This window comes from Leifsonia sp. T36S-04, from assembly GCF_042465655.1.
Classification (GTDB): Bacteria; Actinomycetota; Actinomycetes; order Actinomycetales; family Microbacteriaceae; genus Leifsonia.
This window is the reverse complement of record NZ_CP146286.1, coordinates 2,026,644-2,041,324: the sequence shown is the minus strand read 5'-3', so window position 1 is coordinate 2,041,324 and position 14,681 is coordinate 2,026,644. Positions and strand designations below refer to the sequence as shown.

14 protein-coding genes are annotated in these 14,681 nt (G+C 71.3%); 9 read left to right on the top strand and 5 right to left on the bottom strand.

Annotated elements, in window-relative coordinates; all coding sequences use genetic code 11:
• The first annotated feature begins 164 nt into the window (after positions 1 to 164).
• From pdhA to P3F85_RS09900, 3 genes are read left to right on the top strand one after another with little or no spacing between them, the layout of a single operon-like run.
• A complete protein-coding gene (gene pdhA, locus P3F85_RS09910) occupies positions 165 to 1,325 on the top strand; it encodes a pyruvate dehydrogenase (acetyl-transferring) E1 component subunit alpha (RefSeq protein ID WP_374007126.1) in 1,161 nt (386 codons plus the stop codon).
• The gene (locus P3F85_RS09905; RefSeq protein WP_374007125.1) at positions 1,322 to 2,332 is read left to right on the top strand and encodes an alpha-ketoacid dehydrogenase subunit beta; all 1,011 of its coding nucleotides are present in this window, start codon (positions 1,322 to 1,324) and stop codon (positions 2,330 to 2,332) included. Before pdhA ends, P3F85_RS09905 begins: the two co-directional genes overlap by 4 nt.
• Positions 2,332 to 3,675 carry a dihydrolipoamide acetyltransferase family protein gene (locus P3F85_RS09900; RefSeq protein ID WP_374007123.1) on the top strand — a complete coding sequence of 448 codons (1,344 nt, stop codon included), beginning with the start codon at positions 2,332 to 2,334 and terminating at the stop codon, positions 3,673 to 3,675. Before P3F85_RS09905 ends, P3F85_RS09900 begins: the two co-directional genes overlap by 1 nt.
• A gap of 195 nt (positions 3,676 to 3,870) precedes the next feature.
• Here the strand turns inward: P3F85_RS09900 and dapD are convergent, their stop codons facing one another.
• Entirely contained in the window at positions 3,871 to 4,860 is a 990-nt protein-coding gene (gene dapD, locus P3F85_RS09895; RefSeq protein WP_374007121.1) for a 2,3,4,5-tetrahydropyridine-2,6-dicarboxylate N-succinyltransferase, read from the bottom strand.
• A 17-nt stretch (positions 4,861 to 4,877) separates the two neighbouring features.
• Between dapD and dapE the strand changes: the two genes are divergently transcribed.
• The 3 genes from dapE to P3F85_RS09880 all read left to right on the top strand — a co-directional run bounded on the left by dapE (position 4,878) and on the right by P3F85_RS09880 (position 7,472).
• Positions 4,878 to 5,975: a succinyl-diaminopimelate desuccinylase gene (gene dapE / locus P3F85_RS09890; protein ID WP_374007120.1), complete on the top strand. Its 1,098-nt coding sequence runs from the start codon at positions 4,878 to 4,880 to the stop codon at positions 5,973 to 5,975.
• Positions 5,944 to 7,230: a hypothetical protein gene (locus P3F85_RS09885; RefSeq protein WP_374007118.1), complete on the top strand. Its 1,287-nt coding sequence runs from the start codon at positions 5,944 to 5,946 to the stop codon at positions 7,228 to 7,230. Before dapE ends, P3F85_RS09885 begins: the two co-directional genes overlap by 32 nt.
• A gap of 68 nt (positions 7,231 to 7,298) precedes the next feature.
• The gene (locus P3F85_RS09880; RefSeq protein WP_310128484.1) at positions 7,299 to 7,472 is read left to right on the top strand and encodes a DUF3117 domain-containing protein; all 174 of its coding nucleotides are present in this window, start codon (positions 7,299 to 7,301) and stop codon (positions 7,470 to 7,472) included.
• Positions 7,473 to 7,570: 98 nt separating this feature from the next.
• Here the strand turns inward: P3F85_RS09880 and P3F85_RS09875 are convergent, their stop codons facing one another.
• A complete protein-coding gene (locus tag P3F85_RS09875) occupies positions 7,571 to 8,203 on the bottom strand; it encodes an O-methyltransferase (protein ID WP_374007116.1) in 633 nt (210 codons plus the stop codon).
• Positions 8,204 to 8,301: 98 nt separating this feature from the next.
• Between P3F85_RS09875 and P3F85_RS09870 the strand changes: the two genes are divergently transcribed.
• The 3 genes from P3F85_RS09870 to P3F85_RS09860 are packed head-to-tail and all read left to right on the top strand — an operon-like array spanning position 8,302 to position 11,561.
• A complete protein-coding gene (locus P3F85_RS09870; protein ID WP_374007114.1) occupies positions 8,302 to 8,667 on the top strand; it encodes a twin-arginine translocase TatA/TatE family subunit in 366 nt (121 codons plus the stop codon).
• Between the two features lie 43 nt (positions 8,668 to 8,710).
• Positions 8,711 to 10,078 carry an MFS transporter gene (locus tag P3F85_RS09865; RefSeq protein ID WP_374007112.1) on the top strand — a complete coding sequence of 456 codons (1,368 nt, stop codon included), beginning with the start codon at positions 8,711 to 8,713 and terminating at the stop codon, positions 10,076 to 10,078.
• Positions 10,068 to 11,561 (top strand): aspartate aminotransferase family protein, encoded by a 1,494-nt coding sequence (locus tag P3F85_RS09860; protein WP_374007110.1) that lies wholly within the window; start codon positions 10,068 to 10,070, stop codon positions 11,559 to 11,561. Before P3F85_RS09865 ends, P3F85_RS09860 begins: the two co-directional genes overlap by 11 nt.
• A 116-nt stretch (positions 11,562 to 11,677) precedes the next feature.
• Here the strand turns inward: P3F85_RS09860 and P3F85_RS09855 are convergent, their stop codons facing one another.
• Genes P3F85_RS09855 through P3F85_RS09845 form a run of 3 tightly spaced genes read right to left on the bottom strand, consistent with a single transcriptional unit; the run spans position 11,678 to position 14,673 of the window.
• A complete protein-coding gene (locus tag P3F85_RS09855; RefSeq protein WP_374007109.1) occupies positions 11,678 to 12,832 on the bottom strand; it encodes an Mrp/NBP35 family ATP-binding protein in 1,155 nt (384 codons plus the stop codon).
• Complete coding sequence (locus tag P3F85_RS09850) at positions 12,825 to 13,364, bottom strand: DUF1003 domain-containing protein (protein ID WP_374007107.1); 540 nt, start codon at positions 13,362 to 13,364, stop codon at positions 12,825 to 12,827. Before P3F85_RS09850 ends, P3F85_RS09855 begins: the two co-directional genes overlap by 8 nt.
• Positions 13,351 to 14,673, bottom strand: a complete 1,323-nt coding sequence (locus P3F85_RS09845; protein ID WP_374007105.1) for a magnesium transporter MgtE N-terminal domain-containing protein — start codon at positions 14,671 to 14,673, stop codon at positions 13,351 to 13,353. Before P3F85_RS09845 ends, P3F85_RS09850 begins: the two co-directional genes overlap by 14 nt.
• Positions 14,674 to 14,681: the final 8 nt, after the last annotated feature.

Genomic DNA, 14,681 nt, shown 5'->3' with positions numbered 1-14,681 from the left:
GTGCATCCTGTCGCATAGTGCATCCTGCACGGTCGACACGCCGCTGGTTGTGCGCGCTGACCTCACGGCGTAGCCTTCCTCTAATTCCGGCAAGGAGGCCGGAAGCCGGTCGTGCACGCCACAAGCTGTGCCGGCCGGGCGCGAGAGTGAAGGTTGCGTGAACCGTGACGATCGACAATCAGCCTGCCACCCGACGGGGCGGCTCCCACACCGACCTCGATTCCGCCGCTGAGCTGGGACTCGCCGGAATCGACCTGGTGAACCTTCTCGATGCCGACGGCGTCCGCCACGCGGACGACCGCTTCGACGCCTGGGTCTCCGACATCGGAGACGAGCAGTTGCTCGCGCTCTACGAGGACATGCGTGTCATCCGCCGGATCGACTCCGAGGCGACGGCGCTCCAGCGCCAGGGCGAGCTAGGCCTGTGGCCGCCGCTGCTCGGCCAGGAGGCTGCCCAGATCGGCTCCGGCCGCGCGCTCCGGAGCGACGATTTCGTCTTCTCCAGCTACCGCGAGCACGGTGTCGCGTACTGCCGCGGCGCCGGCCTCGTCGACCTGCTGCGCGTCTGGCGCGGCACCACCCAGAGCGGCTGGAACCCCTACGACATCAACATGGCGACCCCGCAGGTCATCATCGGTGCGCAGACCCTGCACGCGACCGGCTACGCGCTCGGCATCCAGGCCGACGGCACCGACGCCGTCGCGGTCGCTTACTTCGGCGACGGCGCAACGAGCGAGGGGGATGTGAGCGAGGCCCTGATCTTCGCCGCGACCTACGCAGCCCCGGTCATCTTCTTCTGCCAGAACAACCAGTACGCGATCTCGGAGCCGGTCTCGCTCCAGGCACAGCGTCCCATCGCCGATCGCGCGCCGGGGTTCGGGGTGCCGAGCGTCCGCGTCGACGGCAACGACGTCCTCGCGGTGCTGGCCGTCACCCGCGCAGCCCTCGACCGGGCGCGCTCCGGCGGCGGCCCCACCTTCATCGAGGCCGTCACGTACCGGATGGGCCCGCACACGACCGCGGACGACCCGACCCGCTACCGCGACGCCGCCGAGCTCGACGCCTGGCGCGCCAAGGACCCGGTGAGCCGGGTGGAGGCGTACCTCACCGCCCAGGGCGCGCTGACGGAGGAGCGGACGGCCGCGATCGCGGCCAAGGCCGACGCCGTCGCCGCCGAGATGCGCTCGGGGATCACCGCCCTCCCTGACCCGGACCTGCTGTCCGTCTTCGATCACGTCTACGCCGAGCCGCACACGGGCATCGCCCGCGAGCGCGACCACTACTCGCGCTACCTGCGCACGTTCGTGGGGAGCGACGGACGATGACGGCGCTCAGCATGGCGAAGGCGATCAACGCCGGGTTGCGCCGGGCCCTGGCGGAGGACGACCGCGTGGTCCTGATGGGAGAGGACATCGGCACCCTCGGCGGCGTGTTCCGCGTCACCGACGGCCTGCAGACCCAGTTCGGCCCCCGCCGGGTGATGGATTCACCGCTAGCCGAGTCCGGCATCCTGGGGACCGCGGTGGGCATGGCCTACCGCGGGTACCGTCCCGTGGTGGAGATCCAGTTCGACGGCTTCATCTACCCGGCCTTCGACCAGATCGTGAACCAGGTGGCGCGGATGCACTACCGGACCCAGGGCGCGGTGCGGATGCCGATCGTGATCCGCGTCCCCTTCGCGGGCGGCATCGGGTCGGCCGAGCACCACTCCGACTCGCCCGAGGCGTACTTCGCCCACACGGCGGGTCTTCGGGTCGTGAGCCCGTCCGACCCGCAGGACGCGTTCACGATGATCCGGCAGGCGATCGCGTCCGACGACCCGGTGCTGTTCTTCGAGCCGAAGCGCCGGTACCACGCGAAGGGCGAAGTGGATGAGGATGCCCCGCTCGCCGACGCCCGCCCGATGGGCACCGCGCGCGTCGTCACCCCGGGGAACGACGTCACGCTGGTCACGTACGGCGGACTCGTTCCGCTGGCCCGGGATGCGGCGGTCGCGGCGGCCGACGACGGCGTCTCCGTGGAGGTGATCGACCTGCGGTCGCTGTCGCCCCTCGACATCGACACTGTGGTCGCCTCGGTGAAGCGCACCGGCCGTCTCGTCGTGACGCATGAAGCGGCCCTCTCGGGCGGCCTCGCCGCCGAGATCTCCGCCTCCATCACCGAGCGCTGCTTCTACCACCTCGAGCACGCGCCGGTGCGGGTGACCGGGCACGACATCCCGTATCCGCCTGCTCGCTTGGAGGCGGCGCACCTGCCGGACCTCGACCGCATCCTGGACGGTATCGACCGCGCCCTCGACCGGCCGAACTCGCTGAGCGGGGTGGAGGACTGATGGCGGTCCGGGAGTTCGCGCTTCCCGACCTCGGCGAGGGTCTCACCGAGTCGGAGCTGGTGACGTGGAAGGTCGCCGTCGGCGACACCGTACAGCTCAACCAGATCATCGCGGAGGTCGAGACGGCGAAGGCGCTCGTGGAGCTGCCCGCACCGTACGACGGTCGCGTGTCGCGGCTGTTCGTCGAGCCCGGGGTCACGGTGGCGGTGGGGGAGCCGCTGGTGGCGTTCGAGGTGGATGCGGTGGAGCCGGCCCCGGCGGACGGCGGCGCGCCGCGCGGCGAGGCGGTGGCCGAGGAGCGCGAGCCGACCCTGGTCGGGTACGGCGCGCGACCGGAGTCCCGCGACCGGCCTGCGCGCCGCGCGCGGCCGGGGCTGGCGACGGCGGAAGCGCCCGTGCGGGCTTCCGCGCCGACGCCTGCGCCCGCGCCGACACCGACGCCCGTGCTGACGACCGCTGCGCTCGCGGAACGGCCGCGGGCCACCCCGCCCGTCCGCAAGTTCGCACGCGAGCTGGGTGTCGACTTGGCCTCCGTGATCGGCTCGGGCGAACGCGGGCTGATCACTCGCGGCGACGTGGAGTCGTTCGCCCACGGGGCGACTCCGGCCGACGCACCGCAGCCCGCGCCGAGCGCTGCCGGTTCGCGCGAGACGCGCATCCCGATCCGTGGTGTCCGCAAGGCGACCGCGGAGGCCATGGTCCGCAGTGCGTTCGGTGCGCCCCAGGCCACGGTCTTCCTGACGGTGGACGCGACGGCCACCATCGAACTGGTGGCACGCCTGCGGGCCCAGCCCGAGTTCGCCGAGTCCCGGCCCGGCCTGCTCGCGGTGGTCGCGAAGGCGCTGCTGCTGGCCGTTCGCCGCACGCCCGCCGTCAACTCGCGCTGGGACGACGCGGCGAACGAGATCGTCCAGGCGGACTACGTCCACCTCGGTATCGCGGCCGCGACGCCGCGCGGTCTGCTGGTCCCGGTCATCCGGGATGCGGACGCGCTGACGCTCGGGGGAGTGGCGGCCGCGATCCGGCAGCTGGCGGAGACGGCCCGTTCCGGGCGGACGGCGCCCGCCGACCTCAGCGGCGGAACGATCACGATCACCAACGTCGGCGTCTTCGGGGTGGATGCGGGGACGCCCATCCTGACGCCCGGCGAAGCGGCCATCCTCGCGGTCGGGGCGGTCCGTCGTCAGCCGTGGGAGTACGAGGGCGGCATCGCGCTGCGGGAGGTGCTCACGCTCGCCCTGACGTTCGACCACCGGATCGTGGACGGCGAGCAGGGCTCGCGCTTCCTCGCCGACATCGGCCGCATCCTTCGCGACCCGGCCTCCGTTCTCGCGATGGTCTGACGCGCATCCATGGGACGCAACGCGCCGTTAACGCGCCCGCTCAACGGCGTGTTGCGTCCCATGGACTACGGCTGTGCGCGCCACCCGCGAAAGCCATGTGGTTGACGCAACACGCCGCGCCGGCGACCGCGCGGACGGCGTGTTGCGTCAACCAGAGATGGCAGCGGCGCGATCCGAAGCGCCCGCCGTGCCGGGTTACGCGTGCAGCTCCGCGTTGAGCTCGACGCCGACGCCGGCGCGGCGCAGCACCTCGACCGCGCCGGTCAGCGAGTTGCGGCGGAACAGCAGTCCGGGCATCCCCGAGAGCTCCGCCGCCTTCACGGTGCGCGGGCGGCCGTCGGCGGTCGGCGCCTCGCCGACGACCACGACCTTCGTTCCCGCCGTCACGTAGAGCCCGGCCTCGACCACGGAATCGTCGCCGATCGAGATGCCGATGCCCGAGTTCGCGCCGAGCAGCGAGCGTTCGCCGATCGACACCCGATGGGTGCCGCCGCCGGACAGCGTCCCCATGATGGATGCGCCCCCGCCGATGTCGGAGCCGTCGCCCACCACGACGCCTTGCGAGATCCGGCCCTCCACCATCGAGGACCCGAGCGTCCCGGCGTTGAAGTTGACGAACCCTTCGTGCATGACGGTCGTTCCGGGGGCCAGGTGCGCGCCCAGGCGCACGCGCGATGCGTCGGCGATGCGGACGCGCTCCGGCGTGACGTAGTCGAGCAGGCGCGGGAACTTGTCCACCCCCGCCACCTGGATGCCCGCTCGCTGCAGTCGCGGACGCAGCCGGTCGAGGTCGGCCGGGTGGACCGGGCCCGCGTTCGTCCAGGCGACGTTGGGCAGGTGAGCGAAGATGCCGTCCAGGTTGAGCCCGTTCGGCCGGACGAGGAGGTGCGAGAGCAGGTGCAGGCGCAGGTAGGCGTCCGGCGTGGAGGCGGGCGGCGCATCCAGCTCGATCTCCACCGTCACGATGTCGATGCGGACGGCTCGGCGCGGGTCGTCGCCGGCGAGCTCCTCCAGTTCCGCCGGGGCGATCCAGCGGTCGCGGCCGGCGGGAAGCGCGCCGAGCCGGGGCTCCGGGAACCACGTGTCGAGCACGGTGCCGTCGGCGGCCACGGTCGCAAGGCCGTAGCCCCATGCGGAGCGGGATGCGGCGGGCGCGGTGGAGTTTTCAGGCACGTCGGAAGGCATGCCCCTAGGTTAGTAGGGTGCAGATCAGCAGCGTGCCCCTCGACCTCAGCGCCACCTCCATCGACCTGACCCGTCAGCTCTGCGACATCGAGTCGGTCTCCGGCAACGAAGGGACGCTGGCCGACGCCATCGAGTCGGCGCTCGCCCCTCTGCCGCACCTGGAGGTCATCCGCGACGGCGACGCCATCGTCGCCCGGACGAACCGCGGTCGCGAACGCCGCGCGCTCATCGCCGGCCACATCGACACGGTGCCGCTGAACGGCAATCTGCCCACGCGCTTCGAGGAGCACGAGGGCATCCGCTACCTCTGGGGGCGCGGCACCGTCGATATGAAGGCGGGCGTCGCCGTCCAGCTGAAGCTCGCCGCAGAGCTCACGGACCCCGCCGTCGACGTGACGTGGCTGTGGTACGACCACGAGGAGGTCAACGCCGAGCTGAACGGCCTCGGGCGGCTGGCGCGCAACCGTCCCGACCTGTTCGTGGGCGACTTCGGCATCCTCGGCGAGCCCAGCAACGGCGTCGTCGAGGGCGGCTGCAATGGCAACCTGCGGGTCGAGGTGCGCACCTACGGGCTGCGCGCGCACTCCGCGCGGGGCTGGGTGGGCGACAACGCCATCCACAAGGCCGCGCCCATCCTCGACATCCTGGCCTCCTACACGGCGCGCGAGGTGGAGGTCGACGGCCTCGTGTACAAGGAGGGCCTCAACGCCGTCGGGATCTCCGGCGGCGTCGCGGGCAACATCATCCCCGACGAGTGCATGGTGCACATCAACTACCGGTTCGCCCCCTCCCGCAGCTCGCAGGAGGCCATCGAGCACATGCACGAGCTGTTCGGCGACTACGAGATCACCGTCGTCGACCGCGCGGACGGCGCGAGGCCCGGACTGGATGCGCCGCTCGCGCAGGAGTTCGTCGCCGCGGTCGGCGGTGTGGCCAAGCCGAAGTACGGGTGGACGGATGTCGCCCGGTTCAGCGCGATGGGCATCCCGGCGGTCAACTACGGTCCGGGTGACCCGCTGAAAGCGCACGCCGACGACGAGCGCGTCGACGTGGAGCAGATCGTGGCGGTCGAGGAGGGGCTGCGTGCGTGGCTCAGCGGCGCCGGTCCCCGGTGAGCCCGTCGCGCTGAGCGACACCGACGCCCACGATCTCGACGACTCCGCCGAGCTCGGTGCTCGTCCCCGCGCCTGGTGGACGATGTGGTGGGTGCGGGTGCTCGCCGTCTACCTCGCGGCGCGCGCCGTCACGACCGCCATCCTGCTGAGTTTCGCAGCGGGAGAGGGCGTGAACGCATGGACGTCCGCCGCACCCGATTACTTCATCTTCGCGAACATCTGGGACGGACGCTGGTATCAGATCGTCGCCGCTGCGGGCTATCCCGCAGCGTTGCCGACCAGTGACGGGCTGCACGTCAGCGAGAACGCCTGGGCGTTCATGCCCGGGTTCCCCGGTGTCGTCGACGCGGTGATGTTCCTGACACGGCTGCCGTGGCCGGTCGCCGCGGTGCTGGTGTCGTTCCTCGCCGGGGCAGGCGCAGCGCTCGTCTTCCACCGCCTGATGCGCCGGGTGGGACTCAGCGCCTCGCAGAGCCTGTTCGCGGTCGTGCTGTTCTGCGTCGCCCCGGTCTCGCCGCTGTTCCAGGTCGCCTACGCCGAGTCGTTGTACATCCTGCTGCTGGTCACCGCGCTGCTGCTGCTGGTCGAGCGGCGGTACGGCTGGCTGTTCCCCGTCGTGCTGGCGATGGCGTTCACGCGGCCGAGCGGGCTGGCGTTCGCCCTCGCTCTGGCGTTCCACGTCGTGTACCGCTGGGTACGTCGAGGTGATGACCCGTTCCCGGTGCGGGAGCGCGTGCTCAGCGTTGCGCTGACCGTGTTCAGTGGTCTGGCCGGGCTCGCGTGGCCGGCGATCGCCGGAGTCGCGACCGGTTCGTGGACCGCCTACACGGACACCGAGCTCGCCTGGCGCGCGCCGTACATCGGCTTCACGCACCTTCTGCCGTTCGCGCCGTGGTTCCAGGGTGCGGACTGGTGGGCGAGCGCGATGCTCGGCATCCCGGGGTGGGTCGGGGTGGTCGTGCTCGTGGTCCTGATTGCGCTGTTCGTCATCCTGTTGTTCTCCCCGGCGGTGCGCCGGCTGGGGGTCGATCTGCGGTTCTGGATCGCCGCCTACTCCCTCTACCTGCTCGCGGTGTTCTTCCCGCAGTCCAGTACGTTCCGGCTGCTCATGCCGCTCTTCCCGCTGCTCGGCGCCCTCGCGCTGCCGCGCAGCCGGGTCTACCGGATCGCTCTCGTTCTGCTCTTCATCGTGCTGCAGGTGGGATGGGTCGCCGTCTGCTGGACGATCGACGGCTACGACTGGTCACCCCCGTGATCCCCAGGATTTCCGCAGGCCCACTCGAATGTCGGATAATAGGAGGACATCCACGAAAGGGGAGCTGCATGGCGGCCATGAAGCCGAGGACCGGGGACGGGCCAATGGAGGCTGTGAAGGAGGGACGGCTCATCATCGTGCGCGTGCCGCTCGAGGGTGGGGGACGACTTGTGGTCTCCGTCAACGATGCGGAAGCCAAAGAGCTGCATGACGCGCTCGCGAATGTCGTGACCTCCGCCTGACCTTGCTGTACCGAGAAGGGCCCCGATCGTGAAGATCGGGGCCCTTCTCGGCGTACTTCCGCCGCCATGGGCTAGGAGTTCAGGGGTCGGGTCGGGGCTCAGGGCGCGAGCTTGGTGATCTGCAGCAGTCCCTCGCCGGCCGGCGACAGCGCGCTGATCACCGCTCCCGAGGCCGAGGTCTCGGTGATGAGCGTGCGGAACCCGGTCGCGACCTCGTCGCGCGCCGCGGGGTCGGCGACGCGTCCGCGCCACAGGGCACGGGCGACGAGGACGGTCCCACCGGGGCGTACCAGCCGGAGCCCGTGCTCGACGTATTCGATGACCGACTGCGGGTCCGCGTCCACGAAGACGATGTCGTAGGAGTTCTCGTTCATGCGGGGGAGCACATCCAGGGCACGCCCCGGGATGAGGCGCACGCGGTTCGAGGGGAGGCCCGCCTCGGTGAAGAACGCGCGTGCGTGCTGCTGGTGCTCCACCTCCACGTCGATGGAGGTCAGCTGGGCCTCTGTGCCGCCGGTGAGCAGCCAGAGCCCGGACACGCCGACTCCGGTGCCGATCTCGACGACGCTCTCGGCCCGGGTGGCGGCGACGATCACGGCCGCCTGGGCGCCGGTGGCGGGCGAGATCGGGTCGATGCCCAGTTCGAGCGACTGCTGCCGCGCGCGGGCGATCACCTCGCTCTCGACGACGACGTCGTCGGCGAACCTCCAGTTCGAGTCCTTCTCTGACACAGTGCTCCCGTCGGTCGGCCTTCTGTAGTCGGCCAATTCCGAGGATACGGTCGGCTCACGCGGCATCTATGGAGGCACCGCCGCGATACCCTGGAATCGTGTTCGGGCTGACCTTCGACAAGCTGCTGATCGTGGCGGTGATCGCCGCGTTCGTCATCGGGCCCGAGCGACTCCCCGCGTACGCGGCGAAACTTGGGTCACTGGTGCGATCGCTGCGAGACTTCGCCAACGGTGCGAAGGACCGGATGCGCGACGAGATGGGCCCGGAGTTCGACGAGGTCGACTGGAAGAAGCTCGACCCACGCCAGTACGACCCGCGGCGCATCATCCGCGAGGCGCTGCTGGAGGATCCGGCCGCCGAGCCGGCCGGCGCGATCAAGCCTGTGACGCAGTCGGCGTACGCGCAGCGCAGGATGCCACTCACGGCGGGCGCCGTTCCGCCGTACGACACCGAGTCCACCTGAGCCGCTGCGGGGCGAGGCCCCGCGCATCCACTACGCTGCGGACATGATCGCAACGGAGCAGTCGCTGACCCGGGCGACCGTCGCGCGCTACGCCATCGGTTCGCTCGGAACCGGCGGCTTCGCGACCCTGCCGGGGCTCGTCCTCGTGTACTACCTCACCGACTCCCTCGGGGTCGCGGCGATCGCCGCCGGTGCCGTGGTGACGGTGGCGAAGGTGTGGGATGTCATCATCGACCCGGTGATCGGCGCCCGGAGCGACCGGATGCTCGCCGAGCGCGGGTCGAGACGGCCGATGATGGTGATCGGCGCGGTGGGCCTGCCGGTGTTCTTCCTCCTGACGTTCGCGGTGCTTCCTGGCACGCCTCCCGGTGCGGCCGCCGTCTGGGTGCTGGTGGCCTTCGTCCTCACCGCGACCGCGTTCAGCCTGTTCCAGGTGCCGTACATCGCACTGCCCGCCGAGCTGGCGTCCGGCTACGACCAGCGCACGCGCTTGCTCACCTGGCGCGTGGTAGTGCTGACGTTCGCCATCCTGCTGTTCGGGGCCGGCGGTCCGGCGCTGCGGTCACTCGGCGGCGGCAACACGTTCACGGGCTATCTGCTGATGGCGCTCGTCGCCGGTGTCCTGATCGGCGCGGGCATGCTCGTCTCCGCTTTCGTGGCACCCCGCGGGTTGCCGTCGGCGGACCATCCACCGCGCGAGAGCATCCTCGTCACCCTGCGAGCGAACTACGCCGCCGGGATGCGCGTGCTGCGCGACAGTCAGCCGTTCCGTGCACTGTTCCTCACGTTCCTGCTGCAGGGGCTGGCCACCGGCCTGATGCTGGCGGGCGCCAACTATGTCGCGACCTGGGTGCTGCATTCGGAGGACGCGGTGACGTTCCTCTTCGTCGCCCTCATCGCTCCCGCCCTCGTAGTCACGCCGGTCTGGGGTGTGGTCGCGCGGCGGATCGGCAAGGAACGTGGCTTCGTGATCGCGAGCGTCCTGTTCGGCGTCGCCGCGCTGTCGATGATCGGGCTGCTGTGGGCTCCGGGCGCGTGGGTCTACGCTCCGGTCGCCGTCGCGGGGGCTGCCTACGCGGGCATGCAGTCGCTGCCGATGGCGATGCTGCCGGATGTGATCTCGCACGACGCGCGCCGGAACGGCGAGGGCCGGGCGGGAACGTTCGGGGGCATGTGGACGGCCGGCGAGACGACCGGCATGGCGCTCGGCGCCACCGTGCTCGCCGTCGTCCTCGCCCTGAGCGGCTACGTCTCGCGCAGCTCCGCCGTGACGGATGCGGCGGCCCAACCGGGGAGCGCGGTCGCGGGAATCGCGCTGAGCTTCAGCCTCATCCCGGCCCTCATCATCGCCGCGAGCCTGCTCCCGCTGGCGCGCTACCGGCTGCGCAAGGGAGACATCGATGTCGTTTGAACTCCGGCCCGAGGCGACCCGGGCCATCCTGGGCCGGCTCGGTGCCCTGCGCGCGGCCGATGCGCCGACCCACGGCGGGCGCGTGCTCAGCTACGTGTACGACTCCGGGATGCCCGAGATCGACGAGCTGGCGGCCGAGGCGATGCGCCTGGTGCAGCCGGTCAACGGCCTCGACCCGACGACGTTCACGTCGGTGGCGGTGATGGAGCGCGAGGTGATCGGCTTCGCGCGCGAGCTGCTGCACGGCGGGGACGACGTGGTCGGGTCGGTCACCTCCGGCGGTACCGAGTCGTGCCTGCTGGCGGTCAAGACCGCGCGCGACGGCTGGCGTGCGGCGGGAGGCACGGGAACCCCGCGGGTCGTGGCGCCGGTGACCGTCCATGCGGCGTTCCACAAGGCGGCGGCGCTGTTCGACCTCGCTCTCGATCTGGTGCCCGTCGACCCGGCGACCGGCCGCGCGGAGGCGTCCGCACTCACCTCTCGCATCGGCCCGGACGTCGCGCTGGTCGTCGTGTCGGCCCCGTCCTATCCGTACGCGGCCTTGGACCCCGTGGAAGAGGTGGCCGCGGCGTGCGACGAGGCCGGCGTCGCCTGCCATGTCGACGCCTGCATCGGCGGGTGGATCCTGCCGTTCTGGCGGGGGGCGGACGGCTCGGCGCTGCCTGCCTGGGATTTCCGCGTCGCCGGTGTCACCAGCATCTCGGCGGACCTGCACAAGTACGGCTATGCCCCCAAGGGCGCGAGCGTCCTGCTGCAGCGCGACCGGGACCGGCAGCGCCGTCAGTACTTCGCGACGACCCGGTGGCCCGGCTATCCGGTGGTGAACCCGACGCTGCTCGGGTCCAAGTCGGCGGGCGCGCTCGCCGCATCCTGGGCCATCGTCCAGGCGCTCGGGGCGCGCGGCTTCGCCGATCTTGCGGAGTCGTGCCGCCGCGCCACCCGCGGGCTGCAGGACATCGTGGGCGACATCGACGGCCTGCGCGTCGTCGGCGACCCCGTCGGTCCGCTGCTGGCCGTCGCCACGGACGACACGGTCCCGGACCCGCGGCGCGTGGATCCGCACCACTGGGCCGACCGCGTCCGCCGCCGGGGCTGGGTGCTGCAGCTGCAGCCCGGGCTGGAGCAGGCCGACGGGACGCGCCTGCCGCACACGACGCACCTGACGATCACGCCGGTGACCGAGGGGCGTCTGGACGAGCTGGAGGCGGCCCTGCGCGGAGCCGCGGACGAGGCGCGCGGTGTCCCGCCCGTCGACCGCGGCGCCGTGCTGGCGGCCCTGCCGCCGGGGCTCGCGGACGCGACGCTCGACTCGGGGACGGCGATGCAGATCCTGAGCTCACTGGGCCTCGCTGGCGGCGCGACGCCCGGACTCCCCGAGGACCAGGCGCCGCTGCTCGCCCTCGTCGAGGCGCTGCCGCATCCCGTCGCCGAACGCCTCCTCGTCGAACTCCTCGCCCGCGCCGTCGAGCCCCCCGACGCCTAATCCGCGACGCCTAACCCCGGGACGCCAAGCCCCGCGAGACGTGAGTAACTGCTGGAATCGCGCGCGAGTGGTGACTCGATGTCGCAACTCGCCGGGGAGGAGGGGTCCGGGAGGCGTCAGCGGACGGAGAGGCCGAGTTTGCGGCCGGCGAGGCCGCGGGCGCGCGTCGCGAGGTGCTCGGCCACCGCGCGGATGGCCGCCGCCGCCGGATCCCCCGGATCGGTCACGACGATCGGCGCACCGGCATCCCCTCCGGCACGCAGCGGGATGCTGAGCGGCACGCTGGCGAGCAGCGGCACCTCCTCGGCGGCTCCCACCGACAGGCGTCGCGCGACCTCCGCGCCGCCGCCCGACCCGAAGAGGTCGAGGATGCTGCCGTCCGGCTGCACCAGGCCCGCCATGTTCTCGATCACGCCGATGACCTTCTGCCCGGTCTGTCGCGCGACCACGCCGCTGCGCTCGGCGACGTCCGCCGCAGCCGGCTGCGGGGTCGTGACGACGAGCACTTCCGCCCCGGGCAGGAGCTGCCCGACCGAGATCGCGACATCGCCGGTGCCGGGCGGCAGGTCGAGGAGGAGCACATCCAGATCGCCGAAGTACACGTCCGTGAGGAACTGCTGGATGGTCCGGTGCAGCATCGGACCACGCCACGCGACGGCGGCGGACGCCGAGTCGACGAACATGCCGATCGACACCACCTTCACGCCGTATGCCACCGGCGGCAGGATCATGTCGTCCACCCGGGTCGGCCGTGGCGCGACACCGTTCTCGTCGGTGAGGCCCAGGATGCCGGGGATGGAGAAGCCGTGCACGTCGGCATCCACGATCCCGACGCGCAGCCCGCGCTCGGCGAGGGCGACCGCCAGGTTCGCGGTGACCGTCGACTTGCCGACGCCGCCCTTGCCGCTGGTCACCGCATAGACGCGGGTCAGCGACTCGGGCCCGAACTGCTGCCCGCGAGCAGGGCGGCCGGCCCGCAGCTTCTCGGTGAGGGCGCGGCGCTCGTCCGGGGTCATCACGGAGAGGGCCACGTCCACCGAGGTGACGCCCGGCACTGCGGCCGTCGCGGTGCGCACGTCGCGCTCGATCGCATCCGCCGCCGGGCAGCCCACGATCGTCAGCTTGATGCCGACGGACGCGGCGCCCGCCGCATCCACTGAAACCGCGTCCACCATGTCGAGCTCGGTGATCGGCTTGCGGATCTCCGGGTCGAGCACCGCCGTCAACGCGCGCTGCACCGCCTCCGAGAGGGCGGCGGGAACCTCAGGCACGGGCCTGTTCGCCCTCTCCGGAATCGCTCTTCTCGAGGTCTTCGAGCAGCGAGCGCAACTCGGCGCGGATGAAGTCCTTGGTCGCCATATCGCGCACCGCGAGCCGCAGGGCGACGACCTCGCGCGCCAGGTACTCGGTGTCGGCGAGGTTGCGCTCGGCCCGCTGCCGGTCCTGCTCGATCTGCACGCGGTCGCGGTCGTCCTGCCGGTTCTGCGCGAGCAGGATGAGCGGGGCGGCGTACGAGGCCTGGAGGGACAGCACGAGGGTCAGGGCGATGAAACCGAGCGCAGCGGAATCGAAACGCCACTTCTCGGGTGCGAGGGTGTTCCAGGCCATCCAGGCGATCACGAAGGCCGTGAGACCGAGGATGAACCACGGCGTTCCCATGGCACGCGCGATCCACTCCGTGAACCGACCGAAGCGGTCCCGCGACTCCACCCGGTCGCGCCGGAGCACGGGCGTGCGCAATCCCTTCGGGGTGTTCAGGCCGTTGGGGGCGTCGCGCCCGGAGTCCTGCCTACCTCGTGCCACTTCCGCCCCTCCTTCCGTTCACGATGCGGATGCTGCCGGTCTGGTCGGACGGCTCGGCGCGTTTCACCGGCTCGTCCTCGTCCTGACTTCGCCAGTCGTCCGGGAGGAGGTAGTCGAGTACGTCGTCGATCGTGACCACGCCGACCAACCGGTACTTGTCGTCGACGACCGGGACCGACACCAGGTTGTACGACGCGAGGATGCGCGACACCTCCGCTGCGGACGTGTCGGCGGTCACCGGTTCGAGGCCCGGGTCGAGCAGGGTGCCCAGCCGGACGTGCGGGGGATAGCGCAGCATCCGCTGGAAGTGCACGACCCCCAGGAAGCGGCCGGTCGGCGCCTCGTACGGCGGAAGGGTCACGCAGACCGCCGCGCCGAGCGCGGGAGCCAGCTCATGACGGCGGATCAGCGCGAGGCCCTCCGCGACCGTCGCATCGGCGGACACGATGATGGGCTCGGTCGTCATCAGACCACCCGCAGTGTCGGGGTTGTAGCTGAGGAGCATGCGGACGTCCTCCGCCTCCTCCGGCTGCATCAGCTCGAGGAGGTGCTCGCCGCGCTCGTCGGAGAGCTGGGCGATGAGGTCGGCCGCATCGTCCGGCTGCATCTGGTCGAGCACGTCGGCGGCGCGGTCGTCGTCGAGCTGGGCCAGGATCTGCACCTGCTCGCTCTCGGGCATCTCCTCCAGCACGTCGGCGAGGCGGTCGTCGGGCAGTTCTTCTGCGACCTCCAGCATCCGCTGCTGGGGGAGGTCGAGCAGGGTGTTCGCGAGGTCCGCGGGCTTGAGTTCCGAGTACGTCGCGATCAGCTGCTCCGCCGACTGGGCCTCGCCGCGGTTCTGCATCTCGCGAACCTCGTTCCACGAGACGAAGGCGGTGGCGCCCTTGCCGAACGGGGAGCCGCCCGCCTTCGGCTTACGCACGAACAGCTGGCTGACCGCCCAGTCGCCGGTCTCTGTCTCCTCGATGGCGACGTCTTCGATGGTCGCCTCGCCGCTGCCGTCGGCGAAGACCACGCGTCGCCCGAGCAGCTCGGCGATGACCCGGACCTCACCGCCGCGCTGCTCGAAGCGGCGGACGTTGATGAGGCCGTTCGTGATGATCTGGCCGCTGCCGATGCTCGTGACCCGGCCGATCGACAGGAAGACGCGCCGCTTGCCGGGGATCTCGACGATCAGTCCGACGACGCGCGGCGGGTCGTTCTTGCGATAGACCACGAGGACGTCGCGCACCTTGCCGACCCGGTCTCCCACGGGGTCGAACACCGTCGTCCCGGCAAGACGGGCGACGAACACTCTGGCGGCACTCACCCTACAAA

Bases quoted from the DNA above. Each gene is read 5' to 3' on its own strand.
- P3F85_RS09905 (WP_374007125.1), top strand. From the start codon at position 1,322: ATGACGGCGCTCAGCATGGCGAAGGCGATCAACGCCGGGTTGCGCCGG.
- P3F85_RS09900 (WP_374007123.1), top strand. From the start codon at position 2,332: ATGGCGGTCCGGGAGTTCGCGCTTCCCGACCTCGGCGAGGGTCTCACC.
- dapD (WP_374007121.1), bottom strand. From the start codon at position 4,860: ATGCCTTCCGACGTGCCTGAAAACTCCACCGCGCCCGCCGCATCCCGC.
- P3F85_RS09880 (WP_310128484.1), top strand. From the start codon at position 7,299: ATGGCGGCCATGAAGCCGAGGACCGGGGACGGGCCAATGGAGGCTGTG.
- P3F85_RS09865 (WP_374007112.1), top strand. From the start codon at position 8,711: ATGATCGCAACGGAGCAGTCGCTGACCCGGGCGACCGTCGCGCGCTAC.
- P3F85_RS09860 (WP_374007110.1), top strand. From the start codon at position 10,068: ATGTCGTTTGAACTCCGGCCCGAGGCGACCCGGGCCATCCTGGGCCGG.